The sequence below is a fragment of the Caulobacter sp. GW821-FHT10A10 genome (genome assembly GCF_059415745.1).
Genome location: NZ_JBWKNV010000002.1, coordinates 713,155 through 725,728, shown reverse-complemented (window position 1 = coordinate 725,728; position 12,574 = coordinate 713,155). Strand labels below are relative to the sequence as shown.

15 protein-coding genes are annotated in these 12,574 nt (G+C 67.9%); 14 read left to right on the top strand and 1 reads right to left on the bottom strand.

What is annotated here, in order from left to right:
* Positions 1 to 129 precede the first annotated feature (129 nt).
* The 8 genes from AC07NS_RS08230 (at position 130) to AC07NS_RS08195 (ending at position 4,109) form a co-directional block, all read left to right on the top strand.
* Positions 130 to 534, top strand: coding sequence for a DUF805 domain-containing protein (locus AC07NS_RS08230; protein WP_494602666.1), 405 nt, complete (start codon positions 130 to 132; stop codon positions 532 to 534).
* A 151-nt stretch (positions 535 to 685) separates the two neighbouring features.
* Positions 686 to 811: a type B 50S ribosomal protein L36 gene (gene ykgO / locus AC07NS_RS08225; RefSeq protein WP_004616427.1), complete on the top strand. Its 126-nt coding sequence runs from the start codon at positions 686 to 688 to the stop codon at positions 809 to 811.
* Positions 811 to 1,428, top strand: a complete 618-nt coding sequence (locus tag AC07NS_RS08220) for an HAD family hydrolase (RefSeq protein WP_494602665.1) — start codon at positions 811 to 813, stop codon at positions 1,426 to 1,428. Before ykgO ends, AC07NS_RS08220 begins: the two co-directional genes overlap by 1 nt.
* Before the next feature lie 75 nt (positions 1,429 to 1,503).
* Positions 1,504 to 1,773, top strand: coding sequence for a nucleoid-associated protein GapR (gene gapR / locus AC07NS_RS08215; protein WP_058348015.1), 270 nt, complete (start codon positions 1,504 to 1,506; stop codon positions 1,771 to 1,773).
* Between the two features lie 72 nt (positions 1,774 to 1,845).
* Entirely contained in the window at positions 1,846 to 2,187 is a 342-nt protein-coding gene (locus AC07NS_RS08210) for a hypothetical protein (RefSeq protein WP_494602664.1), read from the top strand.
* A 7-nt stretch (positions 2,188 to 2,194) separates the two neighbouring features.
* The gene (locus AC07NS_RS08205; RefSeq protein ID WP_494602663.1) at positions 2,195 to 2,473 is read left to right on the top strand and encodes a hypothetical protein; all 279 of its coding nucleotides are present in this window, start codon (positions 2,195 to 2,197) and stop codon (positions 2,471 to 2,473) included.
* Between the two features lie 66 nt (positions 2,474 to 2,539).
* A complete protein-coding gene (locus AC07NS_RS08200; protein ID WP_494602662.1) occupies positions 2,540 to 3,034 on the top strand; it encodes a hypothetical protein in 495 nt (164 codons plus the stop codon).
* Between the two features lie 199 nt (positions 3,035 to 3,233).
* The gene (locus AC07NS_RS08195; RefSeq protein ID WP_494602661.1) at positions 3,234 to 4,109 is read left to right on the top strand and encodes a hypothetical protein; all 876 of its coding nucleotides are present in this window, start codon (positions 3,234 to 3,236) and stop codon (positions 4,107 to 4,109) included.
* Between the two features lie 149 nt (positions 4,110 to 4,258).
* Here AC07NS_RS08195 and AC07NS_RS08190 read toward each other — a convergent pair whose 3' ends face one another.
* A complete protein-coding gene (locus tag AC07NS_RS08190) occupies positions 4,259 to 5,722 on the bottom strand; it encodes a sigma-54-dependent transcriptional regulator (protein WP_494602660.1) in 1,464 nt (487 codons plus the stop codon).
* A gap of 311 nt (positions 5,723 to 6,033) precedes the next feature.
* Here AC07NS_RS08190 and AC07NS_RS08185 point away from each other — a divergent pair, with 311 nt between their 5' ends.
* From AC07NS_RS08185 to AC07NS_RS08160, 6 genes are all read left to right on the top strand, one after another.
* Positions 6,034 to 6,399 carry an MmcQ/YjbR family DNA-binding protein gene (locus tag AC07NS_RS08185; RefSeq protein WP_494602659.1) on the top strand — a complete coding sequence of 122 codons (366 nt, stop codon included), beginning with the start codon at positions 6,034 to 6,036 and terminating at the stop codon, positions 6,397 to 6,399.
* A gap of 219 nt (positions 6,400 to 6,618) precedes the next feature.
* The gene (locus AC07NS_RS08180) at positions 6,619 to 8,409 is read left to right on the top strand and encodes a M3 family oligoendopeptidase (RefSeq protein ID WP_494602658.1); all 1,791 of its coding nucleotides are present in this window, start codon (positions 6,619 to 6,621) and stop codon (positions 8,407 to 8,409) included.
* 148 nt (positions 8,410 to 8,557) lie between these two features.
* Complete coding sequence (locus AC07NS_RS08175; RefSeq protein WP_494602657.1) at positions 8,558 to 9,922, top strand: ABC1 kinase family protein; 1,365 nt, start codon at positions 8,558 to 8,560, stop codon at positions 9,920 to 9,922.
* Positions 9,923 to 10,081: 159 nt separating this feature from the next.
* On the top strand, positions 10,082 to 10,930 hold the full coding sequence (locus AC07NS_RS08170) for a pirin family protein (protein ID WP_494602656.1): 849 nt from the start codon (positions 10,082 to 10,084) through the stop codon (positions 10,928 to 10,930).
* A gap of 243 nt (positions 10,931 to 11,173) precedes the next feature.
* Positions 11,174 to 11,647, top strand: coding sequence for a PaaI family thioesterase (locus tag AC07NS_RS08165; protein ID WP_494602655.1), 474 nt, complete (start codon positions 11,174 to 11,176; stop codon positions 11,645 to 11,647).
* A 3-nt stretch (positions 11,648 to 11,650) separates the two neighbouring features.
* The gene (locus AC07NS_RS08160; RefSeq protein ID WP_494602654.1) at positions 11,651 to 12,571 is read left to right on the top strand and encodes an alpha/beta fold hydrolase; all 921 of its coding nucleotides are present in this window, start codon (positions 11,651 to 11,653) and stop codon (positions 12,569 to 12,571) included.
* Positions 12,572 to 12,574 lie beyond the last annotated feature (3 nt).

Below are 12,574 nucleotides of genomic sequence, written 5' to 3'. Positions count from 1 at the left end.
GGGCAGGCTACCGGGGTTCGTGCGAAAGCTTCAATCACAAGGACGCCAGGACGCGGTGAGTTCCCGCCTTCGCATCGCCAGCGGCGAAGCTTTGTTCTAAGGGCTTGGGCGAATTGGGAGTGCTCGCACGTGCATTTGCTGAAGGGCCGGATCAACCGCGCCACCTACTGGGTCATCGTCGGCGTGGCGATCGCCGCGGCCCTGATCTCGGGCGTCGTGTTCAAGCGGCCGATGCCGGCCGCCCAGGCGGTGCTGCTGATGGCGGCCGTGCCGCGCCTGCACGACCTGGGACGCACCGGCTGGTGGGCCGGCGGCTTCTTCATCGCCGAGATGGCGCTGATCTTCGGCGGCGGCTTCGTCTTGTCGCCCCAGCCCTATCAGAGCGCCCTGGGCGTGGCCGTGCTGCTGCTGGCGGGCCTGCTGATCGCGCTGGGCGCCCTGCCCGGCAAGAACGCCGACAACCGCTTCGGACCGCCCCCGCCCAAGGGCCTGTCCTTCAAACCAGCTCCGGCGGGACCCAAGACGGAGGCCTGAGAGCCACAGCGCGCAAACGCCGCGCGCGAAAGGGCCCAGGTCGATTGACTCTCGCCCAGGTCTTGCCTATACGCACGCCCTCCGAAACATCCGGATGTTCCGGCGAGCCACGTGGCGCGTCCGAACCTCTCCGCTGACAACAGAGACGGTCATGAAGGTTCGCAGCTCGCTGAAGTCGCTGAAGGGTCGCCACCGCGACTGCAAGATGGTGCGCCGCAAGGGCGTCATCTACATCATCAACAAGACCGACCCGCGCTTCAAGGCCAAGCAGGGCTGATGACGGCTGCCGTCCCTCCCAGGGCCATGCTCTGGGACGTCGGCAATGTCATCGTGCGCTGGAACCCGCGCACGCTTTACGCGAAGATCTTCAAGGAACCGGCCGATCTCGACCGGTTCCTTTCGCATGTCGGGACCCTGGACTGGCACAGCGAAACCGACCGGGGCCTGACCTTCGGCGAGAACATCGCCCTGCGCGCCGCCCAGTTCCCCGAGCACGCGCAAGCCCTGGCCGCCTGGTGGGACCGCTGGGACGAGATGTTCTCCGGCGCGATTCCCGAGACCGAATCCCTGATCGAGGACCTGGCCGCCGCCGGCGTGCCCCAGTACGCCCTGACCAACATGTCGAGCGAATCCTGGCCCGGCGTGCAGGCCATGAGCCCGGTCTTCCGCCACTTCCGCGACGCCGTCGTCTCGGCCGAGGAAGGCGCCATCAAGCCCGAGCGCCGGATCTATGAGATCGCGCTGGAGCGCACCGGCCTGTCGCCCACGGATCTGCTTTTCGTCGACGACAGCGCGGCCAATATCGAGGCGGCGCGGGCGATGGGCTTCCACGTCCACCACTTCACCGACCCGGCCGCCCTGCGTCCGGCGATTCAAGCCCACGGCCTGCTCTGAATCGGCTTTCCCTCGGGCGCGTCCCGAACTAGTTTCCGCGCCTCCAGTTTCCAGCCCTTTTCGCGAGAGATCTCCATGGCCGACGACGCCATCCCGCACGCCGACGTTCTGAACTCCACCGCCCAGGGCCAGCTGAAGTCGATCATCGAGCGCGTCGAGCGCCTCGAGGTCGAGAAGGCCGAGATCATGGAGCAGATCAAGGAAGTCTACCTCGAAGCCAAGGGCAACGGCTTCGACGTCAAGGTGCTCAAGAAGGTGGTTCGCCTGCGCAAGACCGACCGCGCCAAGCGCCAGGAAGAGGACGCCATCCTCGACCTCTACCTCTCGGCCATCGGCGAGATCTAAGATCTCCGAGACCTGAGTTTTTAAGGGCCCTCTTCCCTGGAAGGGGGCCTTTTTCACGTCTAGGCTCGCCCCATGCGCGCCAAGCCGCCCGATCCTCGCACCCAGGCCAAGAAGGCGGCGCTGAACGCCCTGAAGAAGGCCAGGCGGATGGCCGACAAGGGCGGGATCGAGCTCTCCGACTGGGAGGGCGAATTCCTGGGCTCGGTCGCCCAGCGCATCGAGACCTACGGCCGGGCCTTCGGCGACCCCGAAAAGGGCGGCGCCGGCCAGGCCCTGTCGGTCAACCAGACCATCAAGCTCAAGGAAATCACCGCCAAGGCCAAGGGCGAGCGCAAGCCGATGCAGCGCGGCAAGGGCTTTGCCCGCCGCGGCCGCCAGCCTGAGCCCGAGACGGCGGAAGAGGCCGAGGACTGAGCGCGGGATGGAAACGCCGATCCACCACTACCCGATCGCGGTCTTCGAGGACCGCTACGGCGGAATCTACAGCCAGGGGCGATGGCTTGCCGTCTCCCAGGCCGACACGCCGGTCGGCCGCATCAACCGCGCCGGCTGGCTGCTCGACAACGGTCCGTTCGGCGGCGACGTCGAAGCCATGGAATTCTGGGACGCCCCGCCCGCCTGGATCGCCGTGGGCGATACGCCCGAGCAGGCGATCGCGCGGCTGCTGGAAAGCTCGAAGCCGGACGCCGACGGCGCCTGACGCCCCGATTGCCGAACGCCGTTCGTCGCAATAGCCTCGCCGCCGGGAACGGGGAGGAACCGTCCAATGACCACCGACAGCCGCGCCGCCGGCGCGCGTCCGCTCGTGCTCGTCGTCGCGGTGGCGATGCTGGTCGCCGGCACGCTCGACATCACCGACGCCTTCACCTTCTGGGCCGTGACCAAGGGCGTGCCGCCCGAGCGGATCCTGCAGTCGATCGCCAGCGGCCTGCTGGGCAAGGCCGCGTTCCAAGGGGGAACGGCGACGGCGGCCCTGGGCCTCGTCCTGCACTATTTCATCATGTCGGTGATGGCGGGGCTCTACGTCGCCGCCGCGCGCTGGCTGCCGGTGCTGGTCCGCCGGCCGCTGCTGATGGGCCTGGCCTACGGGGCGGCGACCTATGTCGTGATGAACTACGTGGTGCTGCCGCTCAGCGCCGTGGCCCCGCCGTCCGCCTTCGTCTGGCCGCGCTTCATCAACAACCTCGGCGCCCACCTGGTGCTGGTGGGCATCCCGATCGCGCTCGTGGTGCGGTGGGGCGCAAAGCCAAACCGCGTGTAGACCTCAATCACCGAAACCGGTTGATGGTGATGTAGCAGTAACCGAGCGTCGACGGCGTTTCGGAGGCGTCGGTCTCGACCCGCCCCTCACACCATGCCTGCACAATGCAATCGGCATGAGGCTCGGGGCTCGGGACTCGCCGAACAATTTAAGCGCGCATAGCGTGCCGGTATGGTGGAGCTTGAAGAGGGAGGGGGCTATGCATGACGCGATCGTGAGGATCGGGGCAGGAATGGCGATGTGCCTGCTCTTGGGCGCGGGTATGGCGCCGGAAACTCAGCAAACGTCGAATGACGCCAAAGCCGTCACGGAAATCGCTGCGGCCGCTCGCGCCTACACCGAAGCTCAGGTCAAGCCACCGGCCGAGCCAGAGACAAGAAAGATCGCTCGCGAGAAGCAAGACCTCGATGCACAACTGCGCATGGCCGACGCTGCCGACAAGATGCTAGCACTGACGAGGCTACAGATTTTTCTCGGGATCGTGGGGACGATAGGTCTGGCTGGCACGCTATTCTTCGCTTGGCGATCGGCGGAGCATGCCAGAACAGCAGCTCAAGCCGCAGTTCGCTCTACGGACATCTCTCTTCGCACCGTCGAGATCAGCGAGAACGCCGCCAAGGTCCAACTCCGCCCCTATCTGTCGATCGAAGAAGTCAGCCTAGTACCGTACACTCCTCGAACAGCTATGCTCTGCAACATCGTAATATTTAATCGAGGAGCAACACCGGCAGTAAACTATAAATGTCGGACTTACTTTTCTCTAACGACCGACCCTGGCTTTCTTCCCTACGAGCCTCATACCTTTTTCGACGAAATGGGGGGCACTACCCTTGGGGTCGGTCAGCCATCCAGGATGAGAAATCCGACTGGTCGCGCCATTACCCCCAGCGAATACAATGATGTCCTACTCGGAACGCGATACTTTCGACTTCAGGTATACATTTATTACGAAGACGCCTTCGGTGACGTTCAAATTCTCCGCGCGAGCTATATCTCGATCAGCAGCGGAACTTTGGTGGAGATGCAGCCTCATGTAGCAGCACCAACTAGCCCAGCCGATCCCGCGCCAACCTGAACTCCTCCACCAACATGACAGGCTGCCGACCTGGTCGGTCTTGAGGGCGTCGCATAGGCGTTTGGAGCGTCGCCCAAAAGACCTTGGCCGTCAGTCGAAAGCCCATCCGCCTGCGGTGTTCTGGCGGCCCGAAGGCCGCCGGCTGTCGCTTACGAGGCTTCCTTCACGTCCACGTCGATGCCCTGCTCGCGGACCTTGCGATAGAGGGTCGAGCGGCCGATGCCGAGGCGGCGGGCCACCTCGCTCATGTGGCCGGCATAGACCTCGATGGCGTGCTGGATGAGGTCGCGCTCGATGTCTTCCAGGGTCCGCAGGTGGCCGTGGCCGTCGAGGATGCGCACAGGCGCCTCGCCGACCGGACCGACCTCGACGCCGTAGGCGGCGGCCTGGATCATCTCCGGTAGGGCCTCGGTGGGCGAGGCCTCCAGCGGCGGGGCCATGACGCCCGAGATGGCCGGGAAGTCGTAAGGCTGCAGGTAGGGCGCGTCGGCCAGGACGATGGCGCGATAGACCGCGTTCTCCAGCTGGCGCACGTTGCCGGGCCAGTCGAAGGCGCAGAGGATCTGCAGGGTCTCGGGCGAGGCCCCGACCACGCGCTTGCCTTCCTCGACGTTGAAGCGGCGCACGAAGGCCTCGACCAGGGCCGGGATGTCCTCGCGGCGCTCGCGCAAGCTGGGCGCCTCCACCGGGAAGACGTTCAGGCGGTAATAGAGGTCCTCGCGGAACAGGCCCTGCTTCACGGCGGCCGACAGGTCGCGGTTGGTGGCCGAGACGATGCGGACATCGACCTTGACCGAGCGCTTGGAGCCGATCGGATCGATCTCGCCTTCCTGCAGCGCGCGCAGCAGCTTGACCTGGACGTCGAGCGGCAGCTCGCCGACCTCGTCGAGGAACAGGGTACCGCCGTCGGCTTCCTTGAACTTGCCCGAGTGCTTGTCGGAGGCGCCGGTGAACGAGCCCTTCTCGTGGCCGAACAGGATCGACTCGACGAGGTTTTCCGGGATGGCGCCGCAGTTGACGGCCACGAACGGCTTGCCGGCGCGATCGGACGAGCCGTGCACGGCGCGGGCGATCAGCTCCTTGCCGACCCCGCTCTCGCCGGTGATCAGCACGGGGATCGAGCTCTTGGCGGCGCGCTCGCCGATGCGCTTGACCATGGTCATGGCCGGCGAGGAACCGATCAGGTCGGCGAAGGTGGTGCGGCCCGAGACGCGCTTGTTGAGGCGGTCGACCTCGCCCTTCAGGTCGCCCATGGAAAGGGCGTTGCGGATCGACACGGTGATCCGCTCAGGGCTGGCCGGCTTGATGAAGAAGTCGGTGGCGCCGGCCTGCATGGCTTTCACCACGGTGTCCACGCCGCCGCTGGCGGTCAGCACGATCACCGGCTGGGCGTAGCCGCGCGCGCGCATCTCCTTCAGCGCCTCCTGGCCAGGCAGGCCGGGCATCACGAGGTCGAGCAGGATCACGTCGGCCGGCGCGCCGGCCGCCAGATGGGCCATGGCCGCGTCGCCGCTTTCGGCGTGGGAGACGGCGAATCCCTCGCGCTCCAGAACCGCCTGGATCAGTCGACGTTGGGTCGGATCGTCGTCGACGACGAGCACCGTCTTGGTCATTGAAGGCCATCCACCAGAACCGGCCGCGCCCGACATGGAGCGAGGCTCTTGTTGGTTCAGAGTGGTACAGCACGGGGGTAAACACCGGCTTTCGGAGAGGTGTCGCAGACCTTAACAGCGAGCCTTAACAACGGTTTACGGTGTTTGGCAAAACCTGCTCCTCCCCCGCCTGCAGGGGAGGGGGACCGCGAAGCGGTGGAGGGGGCGAGACTGGGCTGGGCAGTGGCGGTCGCCCCCTCCGTCACGCTGCGTATCCGCAGCGCGCCACCTCCCCCGTTGCACGCGGAAGGAGTTGGGCGCTTCATCGGTCCATGGTCGACGCCGATACCCTTCGCGCCCTGGCCACGGCCCTGCCCGAGGTCGTGGAAGCCTCCAACGGCGAGCAGGTCGCCTACGAGGTGGCCGGCAAGGGCCTGGCCTGGGGCTATCTCGCCCGGCCCGCGCCCAAGGCCAAGCGGGTGCTCGTGCCCGGCGTTATCGCCGTGCGCTGCCTGATCGAGACCAAGCAGATGCTGATCGAAGCCGCCCCCGAGCGCTTCTTCGACGACGCCCACTATCGCGGCTATCCGGCGGTGCTGGTGCGGCTTGCGGCGATCGACGCGGATGAGCTGGCGGGCCTGCTGCGCACGGCCTGGACGCTGGTGGCGCCGAAGGGGTTGGTGAAGCGGCATTCCTGATCCTTCTCCCCTTGCGGGAGAAGGTGTCGGCGCAAGCCGACGGATGAGGGGTCTTTCAGACCTGAACCATCGCGCCGGCTGACACGTTTCCGCAGCGGCCCCGATCTTCAACCCCTCACCCGACCTCCTTCGGAGGCCACCCCTCTCCCGCAAGGGGAGAGGGGATTTGCGCCCTTCCCGATTGCCTCAGCCCCGCCAGACGCCATATCCCTTCACGCCATGAACGCGCCTTTCAAGCCCGACGCCCTTCCCGAGTGGAACCTCGCCGACCTCTATGCCGGCCGCGAGGATCCGAAGATCGAAACCGACCTGGCCGCCGCCAAGGCCGCCAATGACGAACTGGCCTCGCTGGAGGGCATGTTCCTCGAAGCCCGTGGCGAGCCTGAGCGGCTGGGAAAGCTGCTCGATCGCGGGATCCGGCTCTACGAGGAGGCCGTCAACGGCCTGTGGGGCGTGGGCGCCTATGCGGGTCTGGCCGCCTCGACCGCCCGCGACGACCCGGCCTGGGCCAAGTTCGAGGCCGATCTTCGCGCCCGCTCCTCGCAGATCGCCGCCGACAGCCTGTTCTTCTCGCTGGAGCTGAACCAGCTGGAGGACGCCGAACTGAACGCGGCGCTGGACGCCCACGAGCCGGCCCGCCGCTGGACGCCGTGGCTGCGCCGACTGCGCCTGTCGCGCCCGCACGAGCTGTCGGCCGAGCTGGAGCGCTACATCGTCGATCGCGGCCCGGCCGTGGCCAACTGGGTGCGGCTCTATGACGAGACCCTGGCCAAACTCAGCGCCAAGGTCGGCAAGGAAGAGCTGACACTGCCCGAGGCGCTGAACCGCCTGTCCGACCCCGACGTGCGCCGCCGCAAGGCCGCCGCCGACGGCCTGGCCCACGCCCTGCACGAACGCGCCTCCACCCAGGCCCTGGTGATGAACACCCTGGCCTTCGAAAAGCAGGTCGAGGACCGCTGGCGGCGCTATGACGACCCGGCCCACTCGCGCCACCTGGCCAACGAGGTCGACGCCGACGCGGTGGACGCCCTGGAGGCCGCCGTGGTCGAGGCCTATCCGCGCCTGTCGCACCGCTATTATGCGCTGAAGGCCAAGGCCATGGGCCGCAAGTCGTTGGACTACTGGGACCGCAACGCCCCGCTCGACGCCGCCCAGCCGCGCACCTATCCCTGGGCCGAGGCCAAGGACGTGGTGCTGGAAAGCTTCCAGGCCCTGGCCCCGAAGTTCGCCGACACCGCCGAGACCTTCTTCACCCAGCCCTGGATCGACGCGAGGCCCCGGGCCGGCAAGCAGTCGGGCGCCTATTCGCACCCGGTGACCGCCGACCGCCATCCGTACGTCTTCATGAACTACATGGGCGAGCGGCGCGACGTGCTGACCCTGGCCCACGAGCTGGGCCACGCCGTGCACCAGACCCTGTGCGCGCCGCTGGGCACCCTGCTGGCCGACACGCCCCTGACCCTGGCCGAGACGGCCTCGATCTTCGGCGAGGGCCTGGTGTTCGACCGCCTGCTGGCGGAAGCCACGCCCGCCGACCGCAAGGGCCTGCTGGCCGGCAAGATCGAGGACGGCCTCAACACGGTGGTCCGCCAGATCGCCTTCCACCGCTTCGAGCGCAGGTTCCACGCCGCCCGCCAGGACGGCGAGCTGTCGCCCGACCAGATCGGCGCGCTTTGGATGGAGACGATGGCCGAGAGCCTGGGCCCCGCCGTGACACTGAACGAGGGCTACGAGCACTACTGGGCCTATGTCAGCCACTTCGTGCACGCGCCGTTCTACGTCTACGCCTACGCGTTCGGCGACCTCCTGGTGCGCGGCCTGATGGAGAAGCGCCGCGAGGACCCGGCGACCTTCGCGCCCCTCTACGAGGACCTGCTGGCCGCCGGCGGCACCCGCACCTATGTCGAGGCGCTGAAGCCCTTCGGTCTCAACCCTCGCGACAAGGCGTTCTGGGCGGCGGGCTGCAAGCAGCTGGAGCGGCTGGTGGACGAGTTCGAGGCGTTGGTGTGAGGATCGCCTTCAAGGAACCTCCCCCCATGGGGGAGGCGGCCGAAGGCCGGTGGGGGGCCGTTTTCAGCTTTCTAGGCGGCGGAAAGCTCGCACTCACTCCCCCCACCGATCGCTACGCGATCGCCTCACCCATAGGGGGAGGTTCCTGATGGTCGACGACCCCGAACGCGACCGCCTGTCCGGCCGTTTGGCCCGCTTCGCCAAGGTCGGGGCGGGGCTCTCCGGCGCCGCCGTCAGCTACGGCGCCAACCGCGTCTTCGCCGGCGACGACGCCAGCGCCCGCAACGCCAAGGCCCTGAAGGCCGCCCTGGGGAACCTAAAGGGTCCGCTGATGAAGGCGGCCCAGATGTTCGCCACGGTGCCCGACCTCTTGCCGCCGGAGTTCGCCAAGGAACTGGCCGAGCTGCAGACCAACGCCCCGGCCATGGGCTGGCCGTTCGTGCGCCGGCGCATGGCCGCCGAGCTGGGCGCCGACTGGGCGAGCAAATTCACGAGCTTCGAGCACGAGGCCGCTGCGGCCGCGTCGCTCGGCCAGGTGCATCGCGCCACGGCGCCCGACGGCCGCAAGCTGGCGGTGAAGCTGCAATATCCGGACATGCAGAGCGCCGTCGAAAGCGACCTTGGCCAGTTGCGCGCCCTGATCGCCCTGCTCAAGCGGATGGACGGCTCGATCGACCCGACCGAGATGATCGAGGAGATCGGCGACCGCCTGCGCGAGGAGCTCGACTACGAGCGCGAGGCCAGGATGATGGCCGTCTATGGCGGCTTCTTCGCGGGCCGCGACGACATCCGCACGCCCCTGCCCGTGCCGGAACTTTCGACCAAGCGGCTTCTGTCCATGACCTGGCTCGACGGCCAGGGGCTGATGGCCTTCAAGGCCGCGCCTCAGGAGACCCGCGACCGCATCGCGGCCCTGTTGTTCGAGGCCTGGTGGGGACCGATGACCCACATCGGCGTCATCCACGGCGACCCGCACCTGGGCAACTACACCTTCGGCGGCGGCGAGGATGGCGCGGCGCACCTCAACCTGCTCGACTTCGGCTGCATACGGGTGTTCCCGCCGCGGTTCGTGGCCGGGGTGGTGCGGCTCTACCGCGCCCTCTCCGAAGACGACCGCGCCGGCCAGATGGAGGCCTATCGCAGCTGGGGCTTCGCCAACCTGACCGACGAGCTGGTCGACGTGCTGAACGTCTGGGCCAGGTTCATCTACGGCCCGCTGCTGGACGACCGCGTGCGCACGGTGGCCGACGACGTGCCGCCCGGCGAGTACGGCCGCCGCGAGGCCTTCAAGGTGCGCCAGGCGCTGAAATCGGTAGGCGGCGTCGTCATCCCGCGCGAGTTCGTGTTCATGGACCGCGCCGCCATCGGCCTTGGCGCGGCCTTCCTGCATCTCGGCGCCCGCCACAACTGGCGCGCCCTGTTCGAGGCCTCGCTGGAGGGGTTCTCGGAAGAGGGGCTGGCGGAGCGGCAGAAGGCGGTGCTGGGGGCGGCTGGGATTTCCCCTCCCGCATAACCCCTGCTCGCCTCCCTGGGCCTTGTGCCCAGGGCCCATCGTTCAGCCGCCCAGATCGTCGCGAACCGGCCAAGGTCTGAGCGGTCGCCAGCATGGGTCCTCGCCACGAGGGCGAGGAAGGCGATGAAGAGAAGCACGTGAAGGCGTAAGGAGCTTCCCATGACCCGCACCATCGCCCGCCTGCACGGCGCCTATCGCGACGACATCGGCGACCTGACCACCCGTCGCCCCCTGCCCGGCCCGGCCATCGACCAGCTGGACCCGTTCCTGTTTCTCAACCACCACGGCCCGCAGACCTACCGCCCCGGCAATCGAGGCCTGCCGTTCGGGCCGCATCCGCATCGCGGCTTCGAGACCGTGACCTTCATCCTCGAAGGCCAGCTATCGCACCTGGACAGCGGCGGGCACGAAAGCATCATCGATGCGGGCGGCGTGCAGTGGATGACGGCCGGCAGCGGCCTGGTGCACGCCGAGCTGTCGCCCGAAACCTTCAAGCGCAGCGGCGGGCCGCTGGAGATCCTACAGCTGTGGGTCAACCTGCCCAGCCGCCTGAAGATGACCACGCCGCAGTATGTCGGCCTGCAAGCGCCGGACATCCCGAAGGTCCGCAAGGACGGCGCGACGATCGAGCTGATCTCGGGCGAAATCGACGGCGTGACGGGTCCCATCCAGTCGCTGACCGGCGTGGCGATGAGCGTCGTGCGGCTGGACGCGGGCGCTGACCTGTCGCTGCCGATCCCGGCCGGGCGGGCGGTGTTCCTCTATGTCGTGCGCGGCTCGATCACCGTGAGCGACCGGACGGCGGGCGCGGCGAATCTCGTCGAACTGACCGACGGCGAGGGGCTGGACCTGGCCTCGACCGACGGCGCGGTGCTGCTGCTGGGCCACGCCGACCCGATCCGCGAACCGGTCGTCTCGCACGGGCCTTTCGTGATGACGACGCGCGAAGAGATCATCCAGGCGATCCAGGACTATCAGGCGGGGAAGTTCGGCGAGGTTCGGGCGTAGGGAAGACCCCCTCAGTCGCTCCGCGACAGCTCCCCCAGAGGGAGAGCATCTAGAAGAGCGAGCCCGTCCAACAAGATCCTCCCCCTATGGGGGAGGTGGCCCGAAGGGCCGGAGGGGGGACGTTTTCAACCGCTGAGAAGCTGGCCGATTTCGCACCACTCCCCTCTCCGTCGGCTACGCCGACACCTCTCCCACGGGGAGAGGGCCTTGCGGGCGCATTCAAACGACCGTTAGACTTCTCCCATGTCCGACGACCTGACCGAGGCCCAGAGCGCCGCCATCCCGCCCGGCTACGCCCAGCTGAACTGGACGCGGGGCTTTGGCCGACAGATCGGCCCGCTCTACGAGCGCGCAGACGGTCCGGGCGAGGCCACGCTGGGCTTCCGGGTCGAGGAGCATCACACCAACGGCCTGGGCAATTGCCACGGCGGCATGCTGATGAGCTTCGCCGACATGGCCTGGGGCCGGATCATCTCGCTGCAGAAGTCCTATTCGTGGGTGACGGTGCGGCTGATGACCGACTTTTTGTCAGGTGCCCAGCTGGGCGAGTTCGTGGAGGGCCGGGGCGAGCTGCTGGCCGAGGAGGACCTCGTCTTCACCGTACGCGGCCGCATCTGGACCGGCGAGCGCACCCTGATGACCGGCACGGGGATCTTCAAGGCGCTCTCCCCCCGCAAGCCCCGCCCCGGCGAAGTCGCCTTCCGCGAGGAGGCCTGAGCCATGGCCGACGACCACGCCCCCGCCTCGCTGCTCGCGCCCTTCCACGGCGCGCCGCCGCCCACCCCCGCCTGGTTCGACGCGGCGATCGCCGTCGCGCCCGAGCGCTCGACCATCGACGTCCTGGGAACGCCCATCGAACTGCTGACCTGGGGCGAGATCGGCAAGCCCGGCCTGCTCTTTTTGCACGGCAACGGCGCCCACGCCGACTGGTGGAGCTTCATCGCGCCTTCCTTCGCCAAGGACTGGCGGATCGCAGCGATCTCGTGGGCCGGCATGGGAAGCAGCGGCTGGCGCGAGGCCTACAGCGCCGAGACCTTCGCGGCCGAAGCCTTCGCCGCCGTCGAGGCCGCCCAGCTGGAGGCCGGCGGAGTGAAACCGATCTTCGTCGGCCACTCGTTCGGCGGCTTTCCCACCCTCTATTGCGCCGCCCGCCATCCCGAGCGCCTGCGCGGGGCGATCCTGGTCGACACCAGCATCCAACCGCCGGAAAAGCGCTGGAAGGGTCCGCCGCCGCGCTCGGGCTTCGGGACCAAGGTCTATCCGACCCTGGAGGAAGCCCTGGCCCGCTTCCGCCTGGCCCCGCCCCAGCCCTGCGAGAACCTCTACGTCGCCGACTACATCGCCCGCCGCTCGCTGAAGGAAGTCGAAGGCGGCTGGACCTGGAAGTTCGACCCGGCGATCTGGCAGCGGTTCTCAATGCCGGACCTTGGCCAGCTGCTCACCGAAATCGCCTGCCCGGCGGCGCTGATGTGGGGTGAGCGCTCGGGCCTGATGCACGCCGAGACCCTGGACTACATGATCGCCCAGATGCCGGACGCGGTGCTGCGCCTGCCGGTTCCCGACGCCGACCACCACGTCATGCTCGACCAGCCGCTGGCCTTCGTGGCCGGGCTGCGCGGCCTGCTGGCGGCCTGGGAATAAATT

Coding starts and splice junctions, on each gene's coding strand:
- ykgO (WP_004616427.1), top strand. CDS start 686: ATGAAGGTTCGCAGCTCGCTGAAGTCGCTGAAGGGTCGCCACCGCGAC.
- AC07NS_RS08220 (WP_494602665.1), top strand. CDS start 811: ATGACGGCTGCCGTCCCTCCCAGGGCCATGCTCTGGGACGTCGGCAAT.
- gapR (WP_058348015.1), top strand. CDS start 1,504: ATGGCCGACGACGCCATCCCGCACGCCGACGTTCTGAACTCCACCGCC.
- AC07NS_RS08210 (WP_494602664.1), top strand. CDS start 1,846: ATGCGCGCCAAGCCGCCCGATCCTCGCACCCAGGCCAAGAAGGCGGCG.
- AC07NS_RS08205 (WP_494602663.1), top strand. CDS start 2,195: ATGGAAACGCCGATCCACCACTACCCGATCGCGGTCTTCGAGGACCGC.
- AC07NS_RS08200 (WP_494602662.1), top strand. CDS start 2,540: ATGACCACCGACAGCCGCGCCGCCGGCGCGCGTCCGCTCGTGCTCGTC.
- AC07NS_RS08195 (WP_494602661.1), top strand. CDS start 3,234: ATGCATGACGCGATCGTGAGGATCGGGGCAGGAATGGCGATGTGCCTG.
- AC07NS_RS08190 (WP_494602660.1), bottom strand. CDS start 5,722: ATGACCAAGACGGTGCTCGTCGTCGACGACGATCCGACCCAACGTCGA.
- AC07NS_RS08185 (WP_494602659.1), top strand. CDS start 6,034: ATGGTCGACGCCGATACCCTTCGCGCCCTGGCCACGGCCCTGCCCGAG.
- AC07NS_RS08180 (WP_494602658.1), top strand. CDS start 6,619: ATGAACGCGCCTTTCAAGCCCGACGCCCTTCCCGAGTGGAACCTCGCC.
- AC07NS_RS08175 (WP_494602657.1), top strand. CDS start 8,558: ATGGTCGACGACCCCGAACGCGACCGCCTGTCCGGCCGTTTGGCCCGC.
- AC07NS_RS08170 (WP_494602656.1), top strand. CDS start 10,082: ATGACCCGCACCATCGCCCGCCTGCACGGCGCCTATCGCGACGACATC.
- AC07NS_RS08165 (WP_494602655.1), top strand. CDS start 11,174: ATGTCCGACGACCTGACCGAGGCCCAGAGCGCCGCCATCCCGCCCGGC.
- AC07NS_RS08160 (WP_494602654.1), top strand. CDS start 11,651: ATGGCCGACGACCACGCCCCCGCCTCGCTGCTCGCGCCCTTCCACGGC.